Annotated in this window: 24 protein-coding genes; 8 read left to right on the top strand and 16 right to left on the bottom strand. The window is 41.5% G+C overall.

Annotated elements, in window-relative coordinates:
* Positions 1–28: 28 nt before the first annotated feature.
* From eno to hflD, 3 genes are all read right to left on the bottom strand, one after another.
* Positions 29–1339 carry a phosphopyruvate hydratase gene (gene eno / locus BKK52_RS03905; protein ID WP_077473928.1) on the bottom strand — a complete coding sequence of 437 codons (1311 nt, stop codon included), beginning with the start codon at positions 1337–1339 and terminating at the stop codon, positions 29–31.
* Between the two features lie 194 nt (positions 1340–1533).
* A complete protein-coding gene (gene purB, locus BKK52_RS03910) occupies positions 1534–2901 on the bottom strand; it encodes an adenylosuccinate lyase (RefSeq protein WP_077473929.1) in 1368 nt (455 codons plus the stop codon).
* Positions 2902–2933: 32 nt separating this feature from the next.
* The gene (gene hflD / locus BKK52_RS03915) at positions 2934–3557 is read right to left on the bottom strand and encodes a high frequency lysogenization protein HflD (RefSeq protein WP_077473930.1); all 624 of its coding nucleotides are present in this window, start codon (positions 3555–3557) and stop codon (positions 2934–2936) included.
* Positions 3558–3703: 146 nt separating this feature from the next.
* Here hflD and trpS point away from each other — a divergent pair, with 146 nt between their 5' ends.
* Together trpS and BKK52_RS03925 are read left to right on the top strand one after the other, a co-directional pair.
* Entirely contained in the window at positions 3704–4708 is a 1005-nt protein-coding gene (gene trpS, locus BKK52_RS03920) for a tryptophan--tRNA ligase (protein ID WP_077473931.1), read from the top strand.
* Between the two features lie 111 nt (positions 4709–4819).
* Positions 4820–5110 carry a YfcZ/YiiS family protein gene (locus BKK52_RS03925; protein WP_077421178.1) on the top strand — a complete coding sequence of 97 codons (291 nt, stop codon included), beginning with the start codon at positions 4820–4822 and terminating at the stop codon, positions 5108–5110.
* Between the two features lie 47 nt (positions 5111–5157).
* Here the strand turns inward: BKK52_RS03925 and BKK52_RS03930 are convergent, their stop codons facing one another.
* Together BKK52_RS03930 and BKK52_RS03935 are read right to left on the bottom strand one after the other, a co-directional pair.
* Complete coding sequence (locus BKK52_RS03930) at positions 5158–5310, bottom strand: DUF1232 domain-containing protein (protein WP_077421177.1); 153 nt, start codon at positions 5308–5310, stop codon at positions 5158–5160.
* A 14-nt stretch (positions 5311–5324) separates the two neighbouring features.
* Entirely contained in the window at positions 5325–5591 is a 267-nt protein-coding gene (locus BKK52_RS03935) for a YfhL family 4Fe-4S dicluster ferredoxin (protein ID WP_077421176.1), read from the bottom strand.
* A gap of 93 nt (positions 5592–5684) precedes the next feature.
* Here BKK52_RS03935 and BKK52_RS03940 point away from each other — a divergent pair, with 93 nt between their 5' ends.
* From BKK52_RS03940 to BKK52_RS03960, 5 genes are all read left to right on the top strand, one after another.
* Positions 5685–6407, top strand: a complete 723-nt coding sequence (locus tag BKK52_RS03940; protein WP_077477980.1) for a ribonuclease T2 family protein — start codon at positions 5685–5687, stop codon at positions 6405–6407.
* 96 nt (positions 6408–6503) lie between these two features.
* Positions 6504–7667, top strand: coding sequence for a phosphoglycerate kinase (gene pgk, locus BKK52_RS03945; protein WP_077477981.1), 1164 nt, complete (start codon positions 6504–6506; stop codon positions 7665–7667).
* A gap of 84 nt (positions 7668–7751) precedes the next feature.
* Entirely contained in the window at positions 7752–8828 is a 1077-nt protein-coding gene (fbaA, locus tag BKK52_RS03950; protein WP_077477983.1) for a class II fructose-bisphosphate aldolase, read from the top strand.
* 68 nt (positions 8829–8896) lie between these two features.
* Positions 8897–10150: an O-antigen ligase family protein gene (locus BKK52_RS03955; protein WP_077477985.1), complete on the top strand. Its 1254-nt coding sequence runs from the start codon at positions 8897–8899 to the stop codon at positions 10148–10150.
* A complete protein-coding gene (locus BKK52_RS03960) occupies positions 10150–11184 on the top strand; it encodes a glycosyltransferase family 9 protein (protein ID WP_077477987.1) in 1035 nt (344 codons plus the stop codon). Before BKK52_RS03955 ends, BKK52_RS03960 begins: the two co-directional genes overlap by 1 nt.
* Here BKK52_RS03960 and yczE read toward each other — a convergent pair.
* The 11 genes from yczE to BKK52_RS04015 all read right to left on the bottom strand — a co-directional run bounded on the left by yczE (position 11119) and on the right by BKK52_RS04015 (position 21862).
* Positions 11119–11799: a membrane protein YczE gene (gene yczE / locus BKK52_RS03965; RefSeq protein WP_077477989.1), complete on the bottom strand. Its 681-nt coding sequence runs from the start codon at positions 11797–11799 to the stop codon at positions 11119–11121. The two genes, BKK52_RS03960 and yczE, sit on opposite strands and share 66 nt — an antisense overlap.
* 301 nt (positions 11800–12100) lie before the next feature.
* A complete protein-coding gene (gene rpoH / locus BKK52_RS03970) occupies positions 12101–12946 on the bottom strand; it encodes an RNA polymerase sigma factor RpoH (protein ID WP_077421169.1) in 846 nt (281 codons plus the stop codon).
* A gap of 114 nt (positions 12947–13060) precedes the next feature.
* Positions 13061–13387: a DUF2322 family protein gene (locus BKK52_RS03975; RefSeq protein WP_077421168.1), complete on the bottom strand. Its 327-nt coding sequence runs from the start codon at positions 13385–13387 to the stop codon at positions 13061–13063.
* A gap of 99 nt (positions 13388–13486) precedes the next feature.
* Complete coding sequence (gene murB, locus BKK52_RS03980) at positions 13487–14512, bottom strand: UDP-N-acetylmuramate dehydrogenase (RefSeq protein WP_077421167.1); 1026 nt, start codon at positions 14510–14512, stop codon at positions 13487–13489.
* A 9-nt stretch (positions 14513–14521) separates the two neighbouring features.
* Positions 14522–16225 carry a nitrate/nitrite two-component system sensor histidine kinase NarQ gene (gene narQ / locus BKK52_RS03985; RefSeq protein ID WP_077421166.1) on the bottom strand — a complete coding sequence of 568 codons (1704 nt, stop codon included), beginning with the start codon at positions 16223–16225 and terminating at the stop codon, positions 14522–14524.
* 122 nt (positions 16226–16347) lie between these two features.
* Positions 16348–17502, bottom strand: coding sequence for an N-acetylglucosamine-6-phosphate deacetylase (gene nagA / locus BKK52_RS03990; protein ID WP_077473936.1), 1155 nt, complete (start codon positions 17500–17502; stop codon positions 16348–16350).
* A gap of 55 nt (positions 17503–17557) precedes the next feature.
* Entirely contained in the window at positions 17558–18364 is an 807-nt protein-coding gene (gene nagB / locus BKK52_RS03995) for a glucosamine-6-phosphate deaminase (protein WP_077477990.1), read from the bottom strand.
* 96 nt (positions 18365–18460) lie between these two features.
* Positions 18461–19339, bottom strand: coding sequence for an N-acetylneuraminate lyase (gene nanA, locus BKK52_RS04000; protein WP_077426863.1), 879 nt, complete (start codon positions 19337–19339; stop codon positions 18461–18463).
* 9 nt (positions 19340–19348) lie between these two features.
* A complete protein-coding gene (locus tag BKK52_RS04005) occupies positions 19349–20215 on the bottom strand; it encodes a MurR/RpiR family transcriptional regulator (RefSeq protein ID WP_077416043.1) in 867 nt (288 codons plus the stop codon).
* Complete coding sequence (locus tag BKK52_RS04010; RefSeq protein WP_077477992.1) at positions 20208–21122, bottom strand: N-acetylmannosamine kinase; 915 nt, start codon at positions 21120–21122, stop codon at positions 20208–20210. The genes BKK52_RS04005 and BKK52_RS04010 overlap by 8 nt, the downstream gene beginning before the upstream one ends.
* Before the next feature lie 53 nt (positions 21123–21175).
* Positions 21176–21862: an N-acetylmannosamine-6-phosphate 2-epimerase gene (locus tag BKK52_RS04015; RefSeq protein ID WP_077477994.1), complete on the bottom strand. Its 687-nt coding sequence runs from the start codon at positions 21860–21862 to the stop codon at positions 21176–21178.
* A gap of 294 nt (positions 21863–22156) precedes the next feature.
* On the opposite strand from BKK52_RS04015, the gene BKK52_RS04025 reads away from it, so the two are divergent.
* Positions 22157–23146, top strand: coding sequence for a sialic acid TRAP transporter substrate-binding protein SiaP (locus BKK52_RS04025; protein WP_122983430.1), 990 nt, complete (start codon positions 22157–22159; stop codon positions 23144–23146).
* Positions 23147–23179 lie beyond the last annotated feature (33 nt).

Here is a 23179-nt window from a genome sequence, read left to right on the forward strand (position 1 = left end):
TGCGATTTTAGTTTGAATCAGCCAAAGATTAGGCTTGACCTTTAACGGCTTTTAAACCCGGGAATGCAGCCGGCGTGCCTGCACGCTCTAAGGCTTCTTCGATACGGATTAATTGGTTGTATTTTGCAATACGATCAGAACGGCTCATAGAACCGGTTTTGATTTGACCTGCTGCCGTACCCACCGCTAAATCTGCGATAGTCGCATCTTCGGTTTCACCAGAACGGTGAGAAATCACCGCTGTATAGCCCGCATCTTTCGCCATTTTGATTGCGGCTAAGGTTTCGGTTAAAGAACCGATTTGGTTGAATTTGATTAAGATTGAGTTTGCGATGCCTTTTTCGATACCTTCTTTTAAGATTTTGGTATTGGTTACGAATAAATCATCGCCCACTAATTGAACTTTGTCGCCTAATACTTTAGTTTGGTATGCAAAACCGTTCCAGTCAGATTCATCTTGACCATCTTCAATAGAAACGATTGGATATTGTTTGCAAAGTTCTTCAAGGTAGTGAGTGAACTCTTCAGAGGTGAATGAACGACCTTCGCCTTTCATTTCATATTTGCCGGTTTCTTTGTTGTAGAACTCGGAAGAGGCACAGTCCATTGCCAATGTGACATCTTTACCTAATACATAACCGGCTTTTTCTACCGCTTCTTTGATACAAGCTAAGGCATCAGCGTTAGAAGCAAGATTTGGTGCAAAACCACCCTCGTCCCCCACAGCAGTGCTCATACCTTTTGCTTTTAATACTTTCGCAAGGTTATGGAACACTTCTGCACCAATGCGAAGCGCTTCACGTAATGTTTTCGCACCAACCGGTTGAATCATAAATTCTTGAATGTCAACGTTGTTGTCAGCGTGTTCACCACCATTGATGATGTTCATCATAGGTAACGGCATAGAATAAACGCCCGGTGTACCGTTAAGTTCGGCAATGTAAGCGTAAAGTGGTAAACCTTTAGATGCTGCCGCAGCTTTAGCATTTGCTAAAGACACCGCTAAGATTGCGTTTGCGCCGAAATTAGATTTGTTTTCCGTACCGTCTAAGTCGATCATAACTTTGTCGATCTCAGCTTGGTTTAAGGCATCTTTACCCACTAATACATCTGCAATAGGACCATTTACTGCTGCAACTGCTTTTAATACACCTTTACCTAGGAAACGTGATTTGTCGCCATCGCGTAATTCTAATGCTTCACGAGAACCGGTTGAAGCACCTGATGGAGCCGCTGCAAGACCAACGAAACCGCCTTCCAAATGAACTTCTGCTTCTACAGTCGGGTTACCGCGTGAGTCGATGATTTCACGACCAATCACTTTAACGATTTTTGCCATTTTTGTTTTCCTCTTTAAGTTAATAAAAATGTGTATTAGGCGAACCTAAATCGCGCGCTATGATAAAGCTATTTTGCTTTTTTGTCTTGCAAAAAATGCACTTGCTTTGATCTTTGTCTAATTTTTGAGTGAGTGGAAAAGTGGAAGTGCGGTCAAAATTTTCACTAAATTTCAACCGCTCTTTCTTACGCAAATTAGAGTTTTTCCACCAGTTCAACCGCCGCACCAATGTAAGTAGCAGGGCTGAGTTGTTGTAAACGGGCTTTTTCTTCTGCCGGGATCTCAAGTTTTTCCACAAACTCACGCATTGCGTGTTCATCCACACGTTTACCTCGCGTTAATTCTTTCAGTTTTTCATAAGGTTTTTCAATGCCATAACGGCGCATAACGGTTTGAATCGGCTCGGCAAGCACTTCCCAGTTTTGATTGAGTTCATCACGCAAATGCTGTTCGTTCACTTCTAGTTTACTAATGCCTTTACGGGTCGCTGCATAAGCGATTAAGCAATAGCCCACGCCCACACCAAGGTTACGCAGCACAGTAGAATCCGTTAAATCCCGTTGCCAACGGGAAATTGGCAGTTTTTGTCCTAAATGGCTCATCACTGCATTAGCAAGCCCAAGATTGCCTTCCGAATTTTCGAAGTCAATCGGGTTCACTTTATGTGGCATAGTTGAAGAACCGATTTCGCCGGCAATGGTGCGTTGTTTGAAATGATTTAACGCAATATAGCCCCAAAGATCACGGTCGAAATCAATGATAATGGTGTTAAAACGCACGATAGCATCAAAATATTCCGCAATATAATCATGCGGTTCGATTTGCGTGGTGTAAGGATTCCAATTTAAACCTAATGAGGTGACAAATTCCTCGCTGAATTTGTGCCAATCAAGATTTGGATAAGCAGAAAGGTGGGCGTTGTAGTTTCCCACGGCACCATTGATTTTACCTAGAATTTCATTTTGTTGCAGTTGTTTAAATTGACGGCGTAAACGATAAACCACATTTGCCATTTCTTTGCCGATAGTTGTAGGAGAAGCCGGCTGACCGTGCGTACGTGAAAGCAATGGGATGGTTTTGTATTCGTTTGCAAGGCGGGTGATTTCGTCAATGAGTTTTTGCCATTCCGGTAAAATCACCGTATCACGCGCGGTTTTCAACATCAAAGCGTGGGAAAGGTTATTGATGTCTTCGGAAGTACAGGCAAAATGGATAAATTCGGAGACTTTTGCCAATTCCGGCAAAGCTTCGCTTTTTTCTTTTAAGAAATATTCCACGGCTTTTACATCGTGATTGGTGGTTCGCTCGATTTCTTTGATACGCTCAGCATCTTTTAGGCTGAATTCGCTGACGATTTTATCAAGGTAATCGTTTGCTTCTTCGGATAAATGGGGAACCTCGGGGATTTCGGCAGTTGCCGCTAATTTTTGTAACCAGCGAACCTCAACGGTCACACGGAATTTGAGTAAACCGAATTCACTAAAAATATCGCGAAGTGCGGTCGCTTTGTCTTGGTAACGCCCATCAATCGGGGAAATCGCAGTCAGTGCGGAAAGTTGCATAAAATACTCCGGTGTATTAAAGGTATTGATAATTAAAAACGAATAGTTGAATAAATTTCTTGTGCCGTATTGATGATTTTTCCTCGGGAGAATAAAAGCTGCCATTTATTTCCCCCCATTTGTCGCCATAATATTGCGGCACGAATACCCGCAAGCAAACAGGCTCGAACTTTATCTTGAATAAACGGCTGTTGTAAATAATTGGCTTCCCCGATAACGTGAATTTTTTTCCCTAAGGGGCTGATAAGATCAACGTAAATGCCTGCCATAATAGACAACATTCTCTCGCTAAGTAACCCATGGTAGGCAAGTTGTTCCGGCAAACGTTGAATACGTTGCGCAAGTTGCGATTTGCTTTCAAAATCTTTGCTTAGCCGTTTTTCCAAATACAACAGCCCACTCCAGCAATTGACGATATTGCGATCATCAAGTGTAGAGAATTGTTTGATAAGGGTTTCTAAACCTAGTTTTAAATGAAAAGTTTGCCCGCCAAAAACATCAAGTAAATTTTCCGGTTGGGTTTGCAAAAGAGAGCGAATGGTTGTTTGAAAGGCATCTTGATTTTCAATTTCACCTTTCATTGCCAGTTGGTTGATCAATGCGGCAGATTGAAATACGCTGGCGAATGCCAACACAATATCATGATAATTTTTCATAAAAGAAACGTAATAGACGTGATAAACAGGCTGAAATTGCGCGCAATATAGCATTTTTACCGTCTGTTTTGAACTCTCTCATTAAAAAAGCCTATATCTTTTGATATGATACCGCCAATTTGTTTGCAAAATGAAAAGGATAAGTTATGACAAAACCAATCGTATTTAGCGGTGTGCAACCCTCCGGTGAGCTGACTATTGGCAATTATTTAGGGGCGTTGCGTAATTGGGTAAAAATGCAAGAGGATTATGAGTGTATTTTCTGTGTGGTCGATTTACATGCAATCACCGTCCGTCAAGACCCGGTAGCCCTTCGGAAAGCTACCCTTGATGTAGTGGCGTTATATTTAGCCTGCGGCATAGACCCTAATAAAGCGACGATTTTTGTGCAATCACACGTGCCGGAACATACTCAATTAAGCTGGGTGCTAAATTGTTATACTTATTTTGGTGAAATGAGCCGTATGACACAATTTAAAGATAAATCAGCACGCTATGCGGAAAATATTAATGTAGGCCTGTTTGATTATCCGGTATTGATGGCGGCGGATATTTTGCTTTATCAAGCCAAAAGCGTACCGGTAGGTGATGATCAAAAACAACATTTGGAAATTACCCGTGATATTGCCAACCGTTTTAACGCCCTTTATGGTGATATTTTCACCATTCCTGAGATTTTTATTGGTAAAGCAGGCGCACGAATTATGTCGTTGCAGGACCCGGAAAAGAAAATGTCAAAATCTGATGATAACCGCAATAATGTGGTGACCTTGTTAGAAGACCCGAAATCCGTGGCGAAAAAAATTAAACGTGCGGTGACGGATTCCGATGAACCGCCTGTGGTTCGTTATGATGTGAAAAATAAAGCGGGAGTATCAAATTTATTGGATATTCTTTCAGCGGTTACGGATAAATCCATTGCAGAATTAGAGCAGGAATTTGAAGGGAAAATGTACGGTCATTTAAAAACAGCCGTCGCCGATGAGGTATCAAATTTGCTTGCCGGTTTACAAGCCCGTTTCCATGAATACCGTAACAATGAAGCCTTGCTTGATGAGGTGCTTCGTCAAGGGGCAGCAAAAGCACGGGAAAAGGCACAAGAAACGCTGGCAAAAGTGTACGAAGCCGTGGGCTTTGTGGCAGCAAAATAGTGAATGAAACCTTCAATGATACAGAGTTAGCTTGCTTTGCGATGGTCTTTGTACGCTCGGCGGCAAGCTGTCTGTTTTAATCCACGATAGCAATTAAAGAGGGAGTGAATTATGGCAATTCAAACAGAAAAACCCATTGAATGTGTGGGTTGTAATACTTTTGATATGAAATCCTTATTTGATAATCGGGATTGCACGCAAGAAATCAATTACATTTATGACACCGAAGAACAGGCGAAAACCGCACTGGACTTCTTCACCCAAAAAGCCCGTGAGGTGGAAAGTGAGCCTTGCGAAATTCAGTCGGAAATCAGCAAAACGGATGACGGCTATTTATTAAATGCAAAATTTGCTTTTTGTTGTCAGGCGGAGTTGGTGATTTTTCAAATGAAAACGGCGTAATGATGTAAAGTGCGGTTGATATTCTCAGTGAAAATCAACCGCACTTTTTATTTAGAAAGTAAAATTTTGATTAATAGCCATATGGCTGCGGCATCATCAACGAGCCCCATTGGGCCGAGTACAGCTTCCGGTAGAATATCGATAGGACTAAACAGATAAATCAAAATCACGATGATTTTAATGAGCTTGGTTTTGTTCATTGAGTAAACCCCATTTAGCCTTCAAGTTTGTCCGCATGGTGAATCATCACAAAGCGTTCCCAAAGCTGTTCTTCCGTTTCTTGATGAGAGGGATCGGGTTTAATACAATTTGTAATTGGGCAAACCTTTTGGCAGGTTGGTGTGTCATAATGACCGACACATTCGGTACACAATGTAGGATCGATGACATAAATTTCATCACCGACCGAAATCGCCTCGTTGGGACATTCCGGTAAGCACATATCGCAATTCGTGCATTTTTGAGTGATGAGTAATGCCATAAGAATCTTTCCAATATCTTAAATCGAAGTTGGCGGATTATAGCCGACAAACACAAAATTGACAAAAAACACGGTTATGAAAAAAACACAGTTATGAAAAAAACGATTTCTACACTTTCCATTATTGTTCTTGCGCTTATCGGTCTCTGGCAATATTTCACTGAAGGAAAAAAAACATCTTCCTCCTCTAACAGCTCAGCACAAAGTCGCACTCAAGTGCATAAAAGTGCGGTCAAAAATACGGAAGTTTTTGCCGATTATGATGTGGTGATGCGTGATGATCCTATCGGGCAAAATGCCAATGCACCGGTGGATTATTATATGTTAGCGCTTTCCTGGTCACCGGGATTTTGTGCTTCTCAACGTGAAAAATACGGTAATCAATTGCCTTCCTCAGCCCAATACCAATGTGAAAATAACCGCACTTTTGGCTGGGTGGTGCATGGTTTATGGCCACAAAATGCCAATGCCCGTTCTGTGGCAGAACACCCTCGTTTTTGCCAAGGGGATTTACCTGCATTACCTCAATCGGTGATTGAACCTTACTTAACCCTATCGCCTGGGGCGAAACTCTTACAAGGGGAATGGGAAAAACACGGGAGCTGTGCATTTTCTTCTGCCGAGCAATATTTCGCCAAAACCTTGGCATTGTTTAGTGCTTTGCAATTACCAAAGGAAAAATTGGATCGCCGTGAATTATTCCGTTGGATGAAACAACATAATCCTCAATTAAAAAATGTCTATCTTGGGGCAAGCCGGGATGAATTATTTGTTTGTTATGATAAACAATGGCGGGTGATCGATTGCCCGAAGTAATTGGGATTTCTTTGATCTAAATCGTTACAACCTAACGATAACTCGGTATAATGTGCGGGTTTCAATTTTAACTTTAACCAACAAAGAGGATAGATTATGTCAGTAATCAAAATGACCGACTTAGATTTAGCGGGCAAACGTGTGTTTATCCGTGCGGATCTTAATGTACCGGTAAAAGACGGCAAAGTAACTTCCGATGCTCGTATTCGTGCCACCATCCCTACTTTGAAATTAGCTCTTGAAAAAGGGGCGAAAGTGATGGTGACCTCTCACTTAGGTCGTCCAACTGAGGGTGAATTTAAACCTGAAGATTCTTTACAACCGGTTGTTGATTATTTGAATGAACACCTTGATGTGCCTGTGCGCTTAGTTCGTGATTACCTTGATGGTGTAGAGGTAAAAGAAGGCGAAATTGTGGTGCTGGAAAATGTGCGTGTGAACAAAGGTGAAAAGAAAAACGATCCTGAATTAGGGAAAAAATATGCCGCACTTTGTGATGTGTTTGTGATGGATGCCTTCGGTACGGCACACCGTGCTCAGGCTTCAACTTACGGTGTGGCTGAATTTGCGCCGGTTGCTTGTGCAGGCCCATTACTTGCGGCTGAATTAGATGCGTTAGGCAAAGCGTTAAAAGAACCGGCTCGTCCGATGGTGGCGATTGTGGGCGGTTCTAAAGTTTCCACAAAATTAGAAGTGTTAAATTCCCTTTCAAAAATCGCTGACCAAATTATTGTGGGTGGCGGTATCGCCAATACCTTCATTGCGGCGGCAGGTCATAACGTGGGTAAATCTTTGTATGAAGAAGATTTGATCCCTGTTGCTAAAGAATTAGCGGCAAGTACGGATATCCCAGTGCCGGTTGATGTGCGTGTGGGCACAGAATTTTCTGAAACTGCACCGGCAACAGAAAAAGCAGTGACGGAAGTGAAAGACGATGAATCCATTTTTGATATTGGTGATAAATCTGCGGCACAATTGGCTGAAATCATCAAAAATGCAAAAACTGTGTTATGGAACGGCCCAGTAGGGGTGTTTGAATTCCCTAACTTCCGCAAAGGAACAGAAGTAATTTCTCATGCCATTGCAAACAGTGATGCGTTTTCCATTGCTGGTGGTGGTGATACCCTAGCAGCGATCGATTTATTCGGTATTGCGGATAAAATCTCTTATATTTCAACCGGTGGTGGTGCATTCTTAGAATTTGTCGAAGGTAAGGTATTACCGGCGGTAGAAATTCTTGAAAAACGTGCGAACGGTTAATTAACCAAATATGACGATGGTGTGTGGGCAATGATCCACGCACCCAGTAAAAGTTCTCAACATTTAAATGAAGGAAACAACAAGATGGGTTTATTAGATATTGTAAAACCGGGTGTATTAACTGGTGAAGATGTACAAAAAGTATTCGCTTATGCAAAAGAACATAATTTTGCTATTCCGGCGGTAAACTGTGTAGGTTCTGATTCAGTGAATGCGGTGTTAGAAACTGCTGCACGTGTCAAAGCGCCGGTTATTGTTCAATTTTCTAACGGTGGTGCCTCTTTCTATGCAGGGAAAGGCATCAAACCTGCATCAGGCGCTCGTGCTGATGTGTTAGGTGCGATTGCTGGGGCGAAGCAGGTTCATACTCTTGCAAAAGAATATGGTGTGCCGGTTATCCTTCACACCGACCACGCAGCGAAAAAATTACTTCCATGGATTGATGGTTTATTAGAAGCGGGTGAAAAACACTTTGCTGAAACCGGTCGTCCATTATTCTCTTCTCATATGATCGATTTATCTGAAGAGCCAATGGAAGAAAATATGGCGATTTGCCGCGAATACCTTGCCCGTATGGATAAAATGGGGATGACCCTTGAAATCGAAATTGGTATCACCGGTGGTGAAGAAGACGGTGTAGATAATTCAGATGTAGAAGAATCTAAACTCTATACCCAACCTGAAGACGTGTTATACGTTTATGACCAATTAAATCCGGTTAGCCCGAACTTCACCGTTGCAGCGGCATTCGGTAATGTGCATGGTGTGTATAAACCGGGTAATGTGAAATTAAAACCGTCTATCTTAGGTGCATCACAAGAGTTCGTGGCAAAAGAGCGTAATCTTCCGGCTAAACCAATCAACTTTGTATTCCATGGCGGTTCCGGTTCTTCTCGTGAAGAAATCCGTGAAGCAATCGGCTACGGTGCAATCAAAATGAACATTGACACCGATACACAATGGGCTGCGTGGGAGGGTATTCTAAACTTCTACAAAGCAAATGAAGCCTATTTACAAGGTCAATTAGGTAATCCTGAAGGTCCGGATGTGCCAAACAAAAAATACTATGACCCACGTGTTTGGTTACGCAAAATGGAAGAATCTATGTCTAAACGCTTAGAGCAATCTTTCGAAGACCTAAACTGTGTTGATGTTTTATAATCCACAAAAATAGCATAGAATACAACCGCACTTTTTAGTGCGGTTTTTTTATAGTTGAGTGATAACTTATGCAAATTTCAAAACAGAATCTTCTCCCTTTTTTGGCGAATTTTAGTATTAGCCTTTTCTTTTTATCCGTGTTGGCGTTTAAAGGTGGACACAATTTTGCGCCGATTTTTTTGATGTTGTTAGGGCTGGGTTATAGTATTTATTGTCTCATTAAAAAATGCCAATGGAATTTATCAAAAGAAGATAAATGGCTGATTTATAGTTATATTTTTTATTTTTCTGTTTTTGTGCTTTCTTTTCTTGTCAATGACGAAAAAGGACGCGTGTTAGATAATCCAAGCCGTGCGATTTTATTAATTCCTGCCTTAATTTTTTTATTAAAAATGCCGTTAAAGTACTGTGCATTGATTTATGCTATCCCGCTGGGTTCAGTCATTGCGGGGATTGTTGCGCTTTATGATAAATTTATTTTACATAGCCCTATGGCATATACCCCTAGAACTATGCATATCCAAGGGGGCGATATTGCCATGTCATTTGGCTTATTTAGTATGGCAGTTGGGCTTTATTACTGGCAAAAATCACAGAAAAAAATGACCGCACTTTGCATTTTTGCTTCTTTCTTTGGCATCGTGGGAAGTATTCTTTCCACCGCTCGTGGGGGATGGGTTGCCTTGCCGATTATGCTTGTGGTGATGTTATGGATTTATCGCCATTCGCTCTCAAAAAAATTCTTCTTTGGTGTTATCAGCCTATTTACGCTTGCTCTGGTTGGGATAAGCCAAATGCCCAATAGCCGAGTGATGGAACGCCTTTCTTTAATTCAGCATGATATTGCCAGATATGAAAAAAATAACGCGAATACCTCCCTTGGGCTGCGTTTTGAAATGTGGAAAAGTGCCGCATTAATGATAAAGGAAAAACCGATTTTGGGCTGGGGCGAGCAGGGCGCGACAGAAAAGCGTAAGCAAGATGTGGAAACCAAAACGGTGGCAGGGAATATCGGGCAATTTACCCATGCTCATAACCAATACCTTGATGATCTATCAAAACGGGGCGTGATGGGCTTGATTGCCTTGTTAGGCATTTTACTGGTGCCGTTATATCAATTTAAACGCCGTTTGAACAGCCCTGTTTCAGTGGTTAAATTAGTGGCGACCTTAGGAACCGTGCATATTCTTTCCATTATGATCTATTGTTTAAGCCAAGGTTTCTTCACCCACAATTCCGGAAATATTTTCTATCTTTTCTTAACGGTGGTGTTTTATGCCCTGTTAAAACAAGCAGAGAAAACACACAATGAGGTGCAATGATGAAAAACATATTGCTTATCCGTAACGATAAACTTGGGGATTTTATGCAAGCATGGCCGGCTTTTGCGATGTTAAAAGCGTCAAATCCGGCATTAAAATTAACCGCACTGGTGCCCCGCTATACTGCACCACTTGCAGAAATTTGCCCCTATTTGGATGAAGTTATCATTGATAGCCAAAAGGACGATAAGGCAGATTTTAAACGTTTGGTTAAGGAAATTAAAGCTAAGCGTTTTGATGGAATGATGAGCTTTGTTTCCGATATACACAATGCAAAATTGGCGTGGAAAAGTGGTATTAAATATCGCCTCGCACCGGCGACAAAGCTCATTCAATTTCTTTATAACCATCGCTTGACTCAACGCCGTTCCCGTTCGGAAAAATCGGAGGCGGAATACAATCAGGATTTGGTTCGGGCATTTTTAACCCAATACAGTATGCCGATTGTTGAGCCCAAACCGCCTTATCTTGTGTTGGATAAAAGTGCGGTTGAAAATCAGCGTATTTTTTTACAAGAAACCTTGGGGCTTTCTGCGAATAAGAAATGGATTTTTGTGCATAGCGGTTCAGGCGGTTCGGCAACCAATCTTTCACTGACACAATATGCACAATTAATTCAAGGGTTGCTTGCAGAGTTTGATTGCCAAATTGTGCTCACTGCCGGTCCCGGAGAAAGCGAGAAAGCCCATGAGTTGGCGCAATTAGTGGGGGATTCACGTCTTGTGATTTACGATAAAAATCGGGGGCTGGTTGATTTTGCCCATTCCTTAGCCTGTGCAAATCTCTTTATTGCTGGTTCCACAGGACCATTGCATTTAAGTGGGGCATTGAATATCCCAACGGTGGGGTTCTATCCAAGCCGTCGTTCCGCTTTACCGATTCGTTGGAAACCGATTAATGAGGCGGATAAACACATCGCATTTTGTCCGCCAAAGGGCAAGGAAAGCCAAATGAATTTAGGCTTGATTTCAATCCCTCAGGCGCTCACTGAGATTATTCCTTTCATTCAGCGAATGTGGCAAACGGGAAATTAAACGAAGGTAGCCTTGTACGAGCCAACCGATTCCGCTGGCAAAGATCAATGTACCAATGCCTACTGTGCCGCCGAGGATAAAGCCCAGTAGGCAAACGGATACTTCAAGGGTGGTGCGAACAATGCCCACATTGAGGTGAAAACGTTGGCATAATCCCACCATTAAGCCATCCCTCGGTCCGGCACCCAAATGGCAGGTGAGGTAAAACGCCGTGCCTAATCCATATAACAAGATCCCAACAATACCCAAGGCGATTCGCCCCGAAAGTGCGGTCGGTTGCGGCAAAATTTTTGTGGTAAGCCCTAGAAAGAAGGCGATCACAATAATATTTAAAATTGTGCCTAAGCCAAAACGGAGCTTTAACGGCCACCACGCAAACATCACAATGCAGCTAATAAAAAATGAAGACCAACCAATGCTGATTTCGGTTTGTAACGCCACCCCTTGAGAAAGCACCGTCCAAGGTGTCGAACCTAACCCTGAAAGCACAATTAAACCATCGCCTATGCCTAAAATCGCCAACGATAAAATTAAAACGGATAACGTCGTGAAGTTTATCGACCACAAGGAGGTTGCAGCCCAGTTCGGATGAGGGATAACACGTGTTTTTTTCATAGTAGAGACCTTTTCTTTGGGCATTTATCATAAAAGGAAATCATATAAAAATAAAACAATTTAATGATATGTCTTGGTATTGTTTGATCTAAGGTATTCGCATTAGAAATAAAAAGAATAGTATGATTGAAATAAAACCTTCAAAGACCTATCTAACGATATGTAATGAGTTAGCCTCAAAATTCTTTTCGACTTTGATGATTTCATAATAAAAAATCCCCATTGTAAAATTTCAATGGGGATTTTAAGGTTTTTAATCGCTTAAATTTTTGTGCAAGCGCCACATAATACCGAAAATTTCCTAGAAATTGACCGCACTTTTCAATTTTTTCAATGCGTTAGCTTCCAGTTGCCGGATACGCTCTGCAGAAACATTATATTTTGCCGCCAAGTCATGTAACGTTGCTTTCTCATCATCCAACCAGCGGGTTTTAATGATATCTTGGCTACGGGCATCAAGATTTTTTAAAGCAACACTTAATTGCTCTACAGCTTGGTTTTCAAAATTTTCATTTTCAAGTTCTGCGGCAAAATTAGAACTTTTATCTTCCAAGTAGAGCGATGGTGAATAGGTTTCCGCCTCACTATCATCTGTCGGTAAATCAAAGCCCACATCCGCACCGGTCATGCGTGATTCCATTTCGATCACATCTTCTTTTGATACACCCAGCTCATTAGCCACCATATCCACTTCTTTTTCGTTGAACCAACCTAAGCGTTGTTTTGTTTTGCGTAAATTAAAGAATAATTTACGTTGTGCTTTGGTGGTGGCAACTTTCACGATACGCCAGTTTCGCAAGACATATTCGTGAATTTCCGCTTTAATCCAGTGCACGGCAAATGAAACTAAGCGTACGCCTATTTCCGGGTTAAAACGTTTGACCGCTTTCATTAAGCCGATATTGCCCTCTTGGATCAAATCCGCCTGAGGCAGACCATAACCGGAATACCCCCGAGCCACGTGAATGACAAAACGAAGATGGGACAATACTAGTTTTTTCGCAGCTTCAATATCACCGTTATAATACAAACGTTCTGCTAATTCTTTCTCTTCCTCGGCAGTCAACATTGGATACTCATTTGCTGCGCGAATATAGCCTTCAATACTACCTTGAGGAACCAACATCATTTGTGTTTCTTTATCCATCTTTTCCCTTCTTTTTCTAATTGGCATCAGCCAAATAATGCGTTTAGTTATAGCACAATAAAAGGTTTTATTGAACTGATTTATACTATAAGACAGGTTTTACCAATTAAAAGTTCAATTTTCTTGTTGATTTTTTAATAATTCAAGATGCAATACCAGCTCTTTCTCAACGACATTGAAAAGCAAATCAATATTCGGATGCTTTCCCGGATGTTTTTTAGCATCTTCGACATATTCAGCGAACCATTCAATCCCCTGTTGTGCGGAAGTGCGGTCTAATTTTCCATTAAATTTTTCGGCAAGGGCATGATAAAGGCGTAATGAACCGAGTTTACCCGGTATGGCAGGAATGTGATGAATAATCTCATCTCCCTGTTTCACATTTAATCCCGATAGATGATCAATGGTTGGAAGTTCATCTAAAATTTCTTTAAAAGCCATTTTATTTTCCTTTTGTTCTAAGATTTTTCCCTCTTTTATCAATGTTATGACTAAAATGATAGGAAATTTTTATTTTATATTCTTTAAATTAAGCGAAGGTTAAGCAATTGCCTTTTCACTGTCCACCTCGCCATTCACACCGATAAATCGCACTTCAGGCTGCAAAAGTACACCGAATTTTTCCGCAACGCTTTTCCGTATATAATGCGCCAATTTCACGACATCTTGCCCCGTTGCATTTTCTTTATTGATCAAAACTAACGCTTGCTTTTCGTGAACCGCAGCCCCACCGATTTGGAAACCTTTGAGATGGCATTGATCGATTAACCAACCGGCTGCTAATTTCACCGAACCGTTGTTTTGTGGAAAGTGCGGTATATTTTCGCTGAGTTTTTGAATGTCAGCAAACTGTTCTGCGCTCACAACAGGGTTTTTGAAAAAACTCCCCGCATTACCAAATTCACTCGGGTTTGGCAGCTTACTTTGACGAATCCGACAAACTTCATCAAAAATTTGTTTTGCCGTGACGGTTTGCGGATCAAAATTAACAAGGGAACCATACTTCAACACGGGCTGCCAATTTTTGGCGAGTTTTAATCCTACCGCCGTGATGACATAACCGGTTTGATAACGATGTTTAAACACACTCTCACGATAACCAAAGTCACAATCGTCCACACTTAAACGAAATGATTTATCACTGTTTAAATCCAATACATCCACATAATGACAGAAATCTTTAAATTCCACCCCATAAGCCCCGATATTTTGAATAGGGGCAGAACCGGCACAACCCGGAATGAGGGCAAGATTTTCTAAGCCATCAATCCCTTGTTCAAGAGTCCATTCCACCAATTGATTCCAATTTTCTCCGGCGTTAATATGCAGATAGTGAAAATGCTCATCCTGTTTATGGGTAATGCCAAGCAAACGGTTAATGATGACAACACCGTTAAAATCCTCTAAAAACAGCATATTGCTGCCTTGTCCGAGAAAAAGCACCGGCAGATGTTGTGCCTTCGCCTCAGCCCAGGTTTCTTTTAGCTGCCCGATGTCTTTTGCTTCAATAATTTGATGTGCCTGAACCGAAATATGAAAGGTATGGAAAGGCTGTAAACTTTGCATAGTTTTTCCTTAAAATAATGTTTGTGGCAGCGTAATTTTCACCTGAGTACCGCCCTGTTGACGACGATGAATGGTTAATTCCGCATTCAGTTGACGGCTGCGTTCCACCATAATATTTAAACCGTAATGCCCTGCGGGTTCATCTAAACTTGGAATACCGATGCCATCGTCTTGAATCAGTATTTCATATTCCCCTTCCGCATTTGTATATGCGTTAATTTCAATCAGTTGCCCTTTTGAATGTTTAATCGCATTCAATGCGGCTTCTCTTACAATTTGTAATACGTGAACCAGTTGTTGTGGGTTTAAACTTTGCGAAGGTAATCGACTATTAACGACCATTTTCATCGTCGTTTGCGAACGTAAGGAATCAATCACTTGCTCTAATGCCAGTTGTAAATTCGCCTCTTGTACCGTTAATCGGAAGGTTGCCAATAATTCACGTAACTGGGCATAACCACTTGAAAGTGCCTGTTCAAAATCCGTAATAATGGCAAGGCTTTTTTGTTTCGCTGATTCATCTTCTTTCTTCAAATTATGTTTCAGCAAGGTAAGTTGGATTTGCAAAAACGATAAGACTTGGGCTAAAGAATCATGCAATTCCCGTGCAATAATTGACCGCTCTTCCATTAGCAAAAGGTGTTCTTGTTGCCTTTGGTTCTTATGGAAGAAGAGGGCACGTGCTAACATTTGGGCAAGATTTTGCATCATTCGAGGATCAGGACAAGGCAAGCCGGCTTGCCATAAAAGTTCCCCTAGGGTTTCATTTTCGATCTTTAATTCTTCGACTTGTAAACTCTGATCTGCCTGTTTTTCACCAAACCGGATATTCCAATGTTCTGCGCCTGACACTTCCAATTCAATATAGCGTAAATGTTCACTCATACGAATACGGTTCAGCAATTGGCTGAGAATCGTTTCATTAATCGCATTTACCGTAAGTAATTGAGAACTTTGATAAAGTGTGGTTAAAGAGTGATTGGTTTGACGCAACTTTTGGGTTTGTTCATTCACAGCCTCTTCAAGACGAGAGTAAAGTTTACCCAGCTCTGCCGACATCTGTGTGAACACACGTGCTAACGTCCCCAATTCATTATCGTTTTCCGTATCTAATGGAATGTGGTTAAATTGCCGCATTTGCACTTGCATACTGGCATGAGTGAGCAATTTTAACGGTTTCACCACTTCACGTCGGGTAAACCAAATCACATAAGATACCATTCCCACAATTAGCAACATAGAAAAACACAATACGGATAAGGCAAAAAACCACTTTTGCTCGCTAAAACGTTGCAATTCAAATACAAAATAATCCACTTCACTCACATAATCCGTCAGGTTTTGGCTATATTGTCGAATATTATTTTGGCGGGCAAAAGTTTCCATTTCCGCCCAACGTTTAAGAATCGTTTGATAAGATTGCTTCACCACATCCGGTGTAAAAAGCTGATGTTGAATTTCCACTAAACTTGGGGTATGGAGACTTTTTTCATAAAAACTCAGATTTTTTTCCACAATATCCGGTTGCTTTTCCATTAAATAGAGCAAACGATAACTTTGCATCCGCAAAGAGCCGGAAACGTTAATGGCCTCTGCATCGGATTTATTGCTCGTGATAATTGCCAAGCTCAAAGCACTGATTACGCCGGCAACAACAATAATCAGAAAAAGATATTTCGCAATGCGTAACGAAACGGAGCGGGTAGTTTTCACGAAAATGCCTTTATGAGGGAAAATTAGCTGCTAGTTTACCACGAAAGTGCGGTCGATTTTAAATAAGAAATCCATACCTTTTTTACGATATGGATTTTGCTGATTTTTATAAAATTGATTTTCTATGATAATAAATGGGCTTGCCATTCCCCATTTACCACTGTGCCGAGCACTTCATAATTTGCTGTAAACACAGCAAGATTGGCAACTTTGCCTTTTTCTACCGAGCCCAAACGATCATCTACGCCGATAGCGCGTGCCGGGTAAAGATTGCTCATACGAATGGCTTCAGCAAGGGGAATTTCTACATATTCCACCGCATTTTTGATGGATTCCATCATAGTAATTGAAGCACCTGCAATGGTGCCGTTGGCATCATAACAACGCCCTTCTCTCACATAAATGGTTTTGCCTTCAAAGGTAAAACTTTTTAACTCAGGCCCAGCCCCTGCTGCGGCAATGGAATCGGTAACGATACATAATTTGTCACCTTTGATTTTTTTATCAAGTCGGACATTGCCATAGTCCACATGCACACCATCGATAATAATGCCGGTGTAAATATCGGAATCTAACACCGCCCCCACCACGCCCATCGCTCTGCCCGAGCTGATAGGCGACATGGCATTATGCAGATGGGTGGCAAAAGTTGCCCCTTTACGAAATGCCGCCTTTGCAGTTTCATAATCGGCATTGGAATGGCCAATGGAAACAATAATACCGCTTTTGACAAAATCAGGAATATATTGTGAAGTCGGGTTCTCTGCGGCGAGGGTGATTTTGGTAACCACATCGCCATTTTCACATAAGAAATCTTTCATTTCTGTTGAAATTTCACGAATATATTCTGGGCGATGTACCCCTTTTTTTTCCACACTAATATAAGGCCCTTCAATGTGTAACCCGAGTGCTTGGTTTTTATGCCGGGTTAAATATTCACGCATGGTGTTTACCGCTCTTTTAATGCCTTCGTCCGGGGCGGTAATAAAAGTGGGGAGGAAACTGGTACAGCCGGATTTTAAATTGGTAGCTTGCATAATCTCTAAGGTTTCCACCGTTGTTTGATCGTTAAACATCACACCGCCACAACCATTGAGTTGAAGATCAATAAAACCGGCGGTTAAATTATTGCCCTGTAAATCAATAGTTTTAATGCCTGCCTCAAGTTCATTTTGCGGTATAACGGCTTCGATAAGTTCCCCGTTAATCACCACCGCAAAATTGTGTAATACTTCGTATTTGGTGTAAATCACCGAATTCACTAATGCATATTTCATTTTGTCTTCCTAAAATCATCAAAAAAACAACCGCACTTTCGTGCGGTATGGTGAACTACGATAACACACTATGAATAGCGCGTTGTTCCAATTCATTAAAATATTTTACGGTTTTCACTTTTAATTCTTGCTGTGCGGCTTCATCGCATACCAAAATAAAGTGGCGGTGTAGCTGCAATGCACTGACGGTCCACATATGGTTTACGGCCCCTTCCACGGCAGCTTGCACAGCAAGCGCTTTTTGGTGTCCGGTCGCCAAAATCATCACTTCTTCTGCATCCAATAAAGTGCCTACCCCAATGGTTAAGACATATTTCGGCACTTGATTGACATCATTATCAAAGAAACGGGAATTGGCAATTAGCGTATCTTGCGTTAGGGTTTTAATGCGTGTACGGGAGTTTAATGATGATGCCGGCTCATTAAAGGCGATATGCCCGTCATTTCCCACACCGCCCATAAATAAATTGATTTTTCCGTAAGATTTAATTTTTTCCTCATAACGGCGACATTCTTCATCGTGATCGTCTGTATTACCGTTCAAAATATGAATATTTTGCGGTTGAATATCAATGTGATTAAAGAAGTTTTTATGCATAAAGCTGTGATAGCTTTCAGGGTGAGCTTGTGGTAAACCCACATATTCGTCCATGTTAAAGGTGACGACATATTTAAAACTTACTTCACCTGCTTGATAAAGTCGAATTAATTCTTGATAGGTTTTTAACGGCGTACTGCCGGTGGGTAGCCCTAGCACAAAAGGGCGTTCTGCTGAGGGTTGAAAATGGTTAATCCGATCAACAATATGACGGGCCGCCCAACGGCTGACTTGTTCGTTTGTTTGTAAAGGGATAAGACGCATAATAAATTCCTTATCGTTTGACCGCACTTAGCACATTACACGACCTTAGAGAAAATGAATTCCGACAGAATGATTGTACTAAGTGCGGTCAATTTTTTATAAATATTTCTGCTTTAATTCTTTTGCTTTGGCAAGTTGTTCCGGCGTTGCTTTTGCCGTCATTGGTTCACGACAATAGCCTGCCTCCACGCCCTCCAATTTAAGCAATTCTTTAATGGTTAAATATAAACCGTTAGCCAAAATGCCTTCAATCAAATCATTGGTGATATGTTGAATCGCAAGGGCATCTTGCAGTTTACCAGCTTGGGTTAATTCAAAGATTTGACGGGCACGCACACCGTTGACATTAAATGTCGAACCAATTGCGCCATCAACACCTAAAGCTGCAGCCGGCAACATCATTTCATCAAACCCCGCCCAAATAAGGTGATTTGGATAAGCCTTTTTCAAACGTTCTAAGAGATAAAAATCTCCTGCGGTAAATTTCACGCCCAGCACTTTCGGGTTTTTATAAAGTTCACCGAATTGTTCAATCCCCATATTCACCCCGGTTAAAAATGGAATGGAATAGACGATCATATTATTACCGGTTTTCTCAATAATGGTGTCGTAATAATGTTTGATCTCAGGAAAACTGAATTTATAGTAGAACGGGGTGACGGCAGACAAACAGTCATAACCTAATTCGGTGGCATATTGACCTAATTCAACAGCTTCTTGTAAATTCACACTGCCCACTTGTGCAATCAATGCCACTTGATCTTTCACTTCATCTTTTGCAATGCGGAAAATTTCTTTTTTCTCTGCCGTAGAAAGCATAAAGTTTTCACCGGTAGAGCCGCCTACATATAAACCATCCACTTTCATTTTGTCGATATTATAACGAATGATCTGACGTAATCCTTTCTCATTAATGGATCCGTCTTCGTTAAATGACACTAATAACGCACTAAAAATACCTTTTAAATCACGCATAATTTTCTCCTATTTTATACGTTGTTCGAGAATCACATTGAGGGTTTTCTGCTTGGTTTCCACCGCTCGTTCCTGCTCTGATTGCACCAGCAAGGCATAAATTAAATCCAAGACAAAAAGCTGGGCAATTTTGGTCCCGATGGAATCTCCCTGTAATTTGCCCTGCTTATTCCCGTTTACCAAAACAAAATCCGCTGAATCGGTAATGGGTGAACGTAAACTATGGGTGATCGCCACGGTAGTTGCCCCATTTTTTTTCGCAATATTTAAGGCATGAGCAGTTTCTTGCGAATAACCGGAATGACTAATCCCAATCGCCACATCTTTTGATGTTAATAATGCCGCTTGCATATACATAAAATGATTGTTACCTGTGGCATCCACTTGAAAACCGATACGCATCAATTTATTTTTTGCTTCTTCTGCCGTGATCCCTGATGATCCCACGCCAAATAAGAAAATACGATTTGCCTGACGGATAGCGGAAACCGCATTTTCCAATTGTTTAAAATCCAGCAAATTAATGGTTTCATTCACGACATTGGAAATCGCACTTTGTAATTTTTGAGCAATATGTAACGAACTGTCTGTATGCTCAATATCCGTTTCCAATAAAGGATTATCGCCATTGTCCTTGGTGGCGAGTTCAATAGAGAGTTCTAATTTAAAATCACTAAAGCCTTTAAATCCAATAGAACGACAAAAACGGACAAAGGTGGCTTCCCCCACCTCTAAATGGTCGGCAATTTCCGAAAGTGGACACTGCACCACCAAATCCGGTGACATTAAAATTCTGTCGGCAATTTTTTTCTCTGTTTTCGTTAGGCTTTGATAAAGCGAGCTGATGGTATTTAAAATATTTCCACTTTTAGGCATAACAGGCTCCCTGACCAGCCTTTTGAGACTGACGAAGTAATGTATCCTTAACCCAATGGGCAGCCCCCACTAAACCGGCATCTTGTCCCAATCGGGCGCTTTCAATTTCGCAACGATAAATAGGTGGCATTTCCTCAAGAAACCGTTGCACCAAAGGTAGATAGCCTTCTGCTAAACCAACACTTCCGCCTATCACAATTTTTTGCATATCCATGGCTATTTTTAAATCCGCCACCAAATTCGCAATAGCCCGCGCAGAATTTGCGACAAGTGCGGTTGCTTTTTCATCATTTTTTCTAAAACGTTCAAACACTTCTTTCGGAGAACAAGGATCGCTCCAAGTCGATGCCACCGCTTCAATGGCTCGACCTGCGGCAATTGCCTCCACACAACCACGCCGCCCACAACCGCACAACGGACCATTCGGATCGGATAAGGTATGACCGATATGCCCTGAAATGCCGTTGGGTTCTGTGAGTAATTGACGATTGACAATCAACCCACCGCCAACCCCAGTTGACACCGTAATAAAGGCAAAATTGGCTAATTGACTACGATCTTGCAATTGATATTCTGCATAAGCCGCCGCCTGCACATCATTTAATAAACCAACAGGTTTGGAAGTATGGCGGGCAATACTTGCTTTTAATGGAAACTCGGCAAGTCCGCCCAAGTTTTTAGGATTAAGTGCGGTCAAAATTCCCTGATTTATTATGCCGGTGGATGCTACAGCAACATAGTCAAACTGATTTTGATACTCCGCCAATAATTGCGCAATGGCTTGTTGCAACGCCTGCGCCGCATTCTCCTGTGGCGTGGCAATTTGTTGGCGTTGATGAATTTCCCCATTCGCAACAATGGCGGCAGCGATTTTCGTTCCACCAATATCTAAAGCTAAACAATGCATCATCCCTCCTTTATATGGGATAAGATTTCCCCTCTTTTGCGGGAAATGCCATTTTATTTGGCGAACTTCACCGCATCGGCAAACCAACCGACAATATGTTCAAGGCGGGTCAGGGCGGATCCCACAGTGACAAAATCCGCACCGATTTCTATCGCCGTTTTCGCCAACTCCGGCGTATTGTAACGCCCCTCTGCCATCACCCGACAGCCTGCTGCTTTTAAATCCCTCACCAATTGATAATCCGGTTCTTTTGGCACTTCTCCTCCGGTATAACCGGACATTGTGCTACCGATAATATCAAAGCCGAGTTTTTGACAATGTAGCCCTTCTTCCAAATTGGCACAGTCTGCCATAGCAAGACAACCTAATTCATGAATTTTTTTGACCGCACTTTCTAAATCAACCGGGCGAGGGCGATGGGTGCCATCCACGGCGATAATATCCGCTCCCACGCTCGCCAAGTCTTCAATATCTTGCAAGAAAGGGGTGATGCGAATGGGGCTATCCGGTAAATCACGTTTTACAATGCCAATAATCGGCACTCTGACGACCGCTCGAGTGGCTTTTAAATTTTCCACCCCTTCAATACGAATCCCTGCCGCTCCACCAATCACAGAGGCTTGCGCCATGGCTGCCACAATTTCAGGCTTATCCATCGGTCCCTCATCAACGGGTTGACAAGAGGCAATTAACCCCTTTTGAAGCTGTTGGAAAATCTGTTCTTTTGCCAGTCTAGACATATAGAGACTCCTCGTTTTTATTCGAGTGAATGACTTTAGTCGAAATCGCTAAAGTCTCACTTTTTTTATCATTGGTAAGCATTATATAGAAACAATATTTCATTTTAAATTCATTTTTGAAGTATTTTTTCTCAAATGTGATCAATGTCTCAAATTTGAAATAAAACTCCATAATCTATTCAAAAAAATATTTTTTACTCTTAGAATGGAAGGCGAAAAATACTTTGGATACCGTTTTACCAAATCTCTTCTCATCACAACACTATCACCCCGATAGTTTTCAACAGGAGCAACATTATGAAATTAACCAAACTCTTTCTTGCCACTGCTGTGACTTTTGGTCTGTCTTCCACCGTTTTTGCTGCAGATTATGATTTAAAATTTGGTATGAATGCCGGCACATCATCAAATGAATATAAAGCCGCAGAAATGTTCGCCAAGGAGGTGAAAGAAAAATCCGGTGGTAAAATTGAAGTGTCGCTTTACCCAAGTTCACAGTTGGGTGATGACCGTGCAATGTTAAAACAATTGAAAGACGGAGCCCTTGATTTTACTTTTGCAGAATCTGCCCGTTTCCAATTGTTCTATCCTGAAGCAGCAGTATTTGCCCTCCCTTATGTCATTTCTAATTACGAGGTGGCACAAAAAGCCCTGTATAACACTCAATTTGGGCAAGATCTCATTCAAAAAATGAACAAAGAATTAGGCGTGACATTATTATCGCAAGCCTATAACGGTACACGTCAAACCACTTCAAACCGTGCCATTAATAGCATTGCGGATATGAAAGGGCTTAAACTTCGCGTACCTAACGCTGCCACTAATTTGGCATACGCTAAATATGTTGGTGCGTCCCCAACGCCAATGGCCTTTTCGGAAGTCTATCTTGCCCTTCAAACCAATTCTGTGGATGGGCAAGAAAATCCATTAGCCACTGTGCAAGCGCAAAAGTTCTATGAAGTGCAGAAATTCTTAGCTATGACCAATCATATTTTGAACGATCAACTTTATTTGGTGAGTAATGAAACCTACCAAGATTTACCGGAAGATCTGCAAAAAGTAGTGAAAGAGGCAGCAGATAATGCGGCAAAATACCACACGAAATTATTTGTTGAGGGTGAAAAAGATCTCGTGACGTTCTTTGAGAAACAAGGCGTCACCGTCACTCATCCGGATCTCACCCCATTTAAAGAGGCAATGAAACCCTTTTACGCTGAGTTTGTAAAACAAACCGGTAGCAAAGGGGAAGCGGCATTAAAAGAAATTGAAGCTATCAATAAATAATCATACCAAGTGCGTCAACGATTTGACGCACTT

This window comes from Rodentibacter trehalosifermentans (assembly GCF_002000545.1).
In the GTDB taxonomy this organism is placed as follows: domain Bacteria; phylum Pseudomonadota; class Gammaproteobacteria; order Enterobacterales; family Pasteurellaceae; genus Rodentibacter; species Rodentibacter trehalosifermentans.

What these genes read in the sequence shown, in the direction of transcription:
- BKK52_RS03940 (WP_077477980.1), top strand. Translation starts at nt 5,685, where the DNA reads ATGAAAAAAACGATTTCTACACTTTCCATTATTGTTCTTGCGCTTATC.
- BKK52_RS03955 (WP_077477985.1), top strand. Translation starts at nt 8,897, where the DNA reads ATGCAAATTTCAAAACAGAATCTTCTCCCTTTTTTGGCGAATTTTAGT.
- BKK52_RS04005 (WP_077416043.1), bottom strand. Translation starts at nt 20,215, where the DNA reads ATGCCTAAAAGTGGAAATATTTTAAATACCATCAGCTCGCTTTATCAA.
- nanA (WP_077426863.1), bottom strand. Translation starts at nt 19,339, where the DNA reads ATGCGTGATTTAAAAGGTATTTTTAGTGCGTTATTAGTGTCATTTAAC.
- BKK52_RS03960 (WP_077477987.1), top strand. Translation starts at nt 10,150, where the DNA reads ATGAAAAACATATTGCTTATCCGTAACGATAAACTTGGGGATTTTATG.
- BKK52_RS03925 (WP_077421178.1), top strand. Translation starts at nt 4,820, where the DNA reads ATGGCAATTCAAACAGAAAAACCCATTGAATGTGTGGGTTGTAATACT.
- BKK52_RS04010 (WP_077477992.1), bottom strand. Translation starts at nt 21,122, where the DNA reads ATGCATTGTTTAGCTTTAGATATTGGTGGAACGAAAATCGCTGCCGCC.
- yczE (WP_077477989.1), bottom strand. Translation starts at nt 11,799, where the DNA reads ATGAAAAAAACACGTGTTATCCCTCATCCGAACTGGGCTGCAACCTCC.
- pgk (WP_077477981.1), top strand. Translation starts at nt 6,504, where the DNA reads ATGTCAGTAATCAAAATGACCGACTTAGATTTAGCGGGCAAACGTGTG.
- nagA (WP_077473936.1), bottom strand. Translation starts at nt 17,502, where the DNA reads ATGAAATATGCATTAGTGAATTCGGTGATTTACACCAAATACGAAGTA.
- murB (WP_077421167.1), bottom strand. Translation starts at nt 14,512, where the DNA reads ATGCAAAGTTTACAGCCTTTCCATACCTTTCATATTTCGGTTCAGGCA.
- rpoH (WP_077421169.1), bottom strand. Translation starts at nt 12,946, where the DNA reads ATGGATAAAGAAACACAAATGATGTTGGTTCCTCAAGGTAGTATTGAA.
- BKK52_RS03975 (WP_077421168.1), bottom strand. Translation starts at nt 13,387, where the DNA reads ATGGCTTTTAAAGAAATTTTAGATGAACTTCCAACCATTGATCATCTA.
- trpS (WP_077473931.1), top strand. Translation starts at nt 3,704, where the DNA reads ATGACAAAACCAATCGTATTTAGCGGTGTGCAACCCTCCGGTGAGCTG.
- BKK52_RS03935 (WP_077421176.1), bottom strand. Translation starts at nt 5,591, where the DNA reads ATGGCATTACTCATCACTCAAAAATGCACGAATTGCGATATGTGCTTA.
- eno (WP_077473928.1), bottom strand. Translation starts at nt 1,339, where the DNA reads ATGGCAAAAATCGTTAAAGTGATTGGTCGTGAAATCATCGACTCACGC.
- BKK52_RS04015 (WP_077477994.1), bottom strand. Translation starts at nt 21,862, where the DNA reads ATGTCTAGACTGGCAAAAGAACAGATTTTCCAACAGCTTCAAAAGGGG.
- purB (WP_077473929.1), bottom strand. Translation starts at nt 2,901, where the DNA reads ATGCAACTTTCCGCACTGACTGCGATTTCCCCGATTGATGGGCGTTAC.
- BKK52_RS03930 (WP_077421177.1), bottom strand. Translation starts at nt 5,310, where the DNA reads ATGAACAAAACCAAGCTCATTAAAATCATCGTGATTTTGATTTATCTG.
- fbaA (WP_077477983.1), top strand. Translation starts at nt 7,752, where the DNA reads ATGGGTTTATTAGATATTGTAAAACCGGGTGTATTAACTGGTGAAGAT.
- hflD (WP_077473930.1), bottom strand. Translation starts at nt 3,557, where the DNA reads ATGAAAAATTATCATGATATTGTGTTGGCATTCGCCAGCGTATTTCAA.
- nagB (WP_077477990.1), bottom strand. Translation starts at nt 18,364, where the DNA reads ATGCGTCTTATCCCTTTACAAACAAACGAACAAGTCAGCCGTTGGGCG.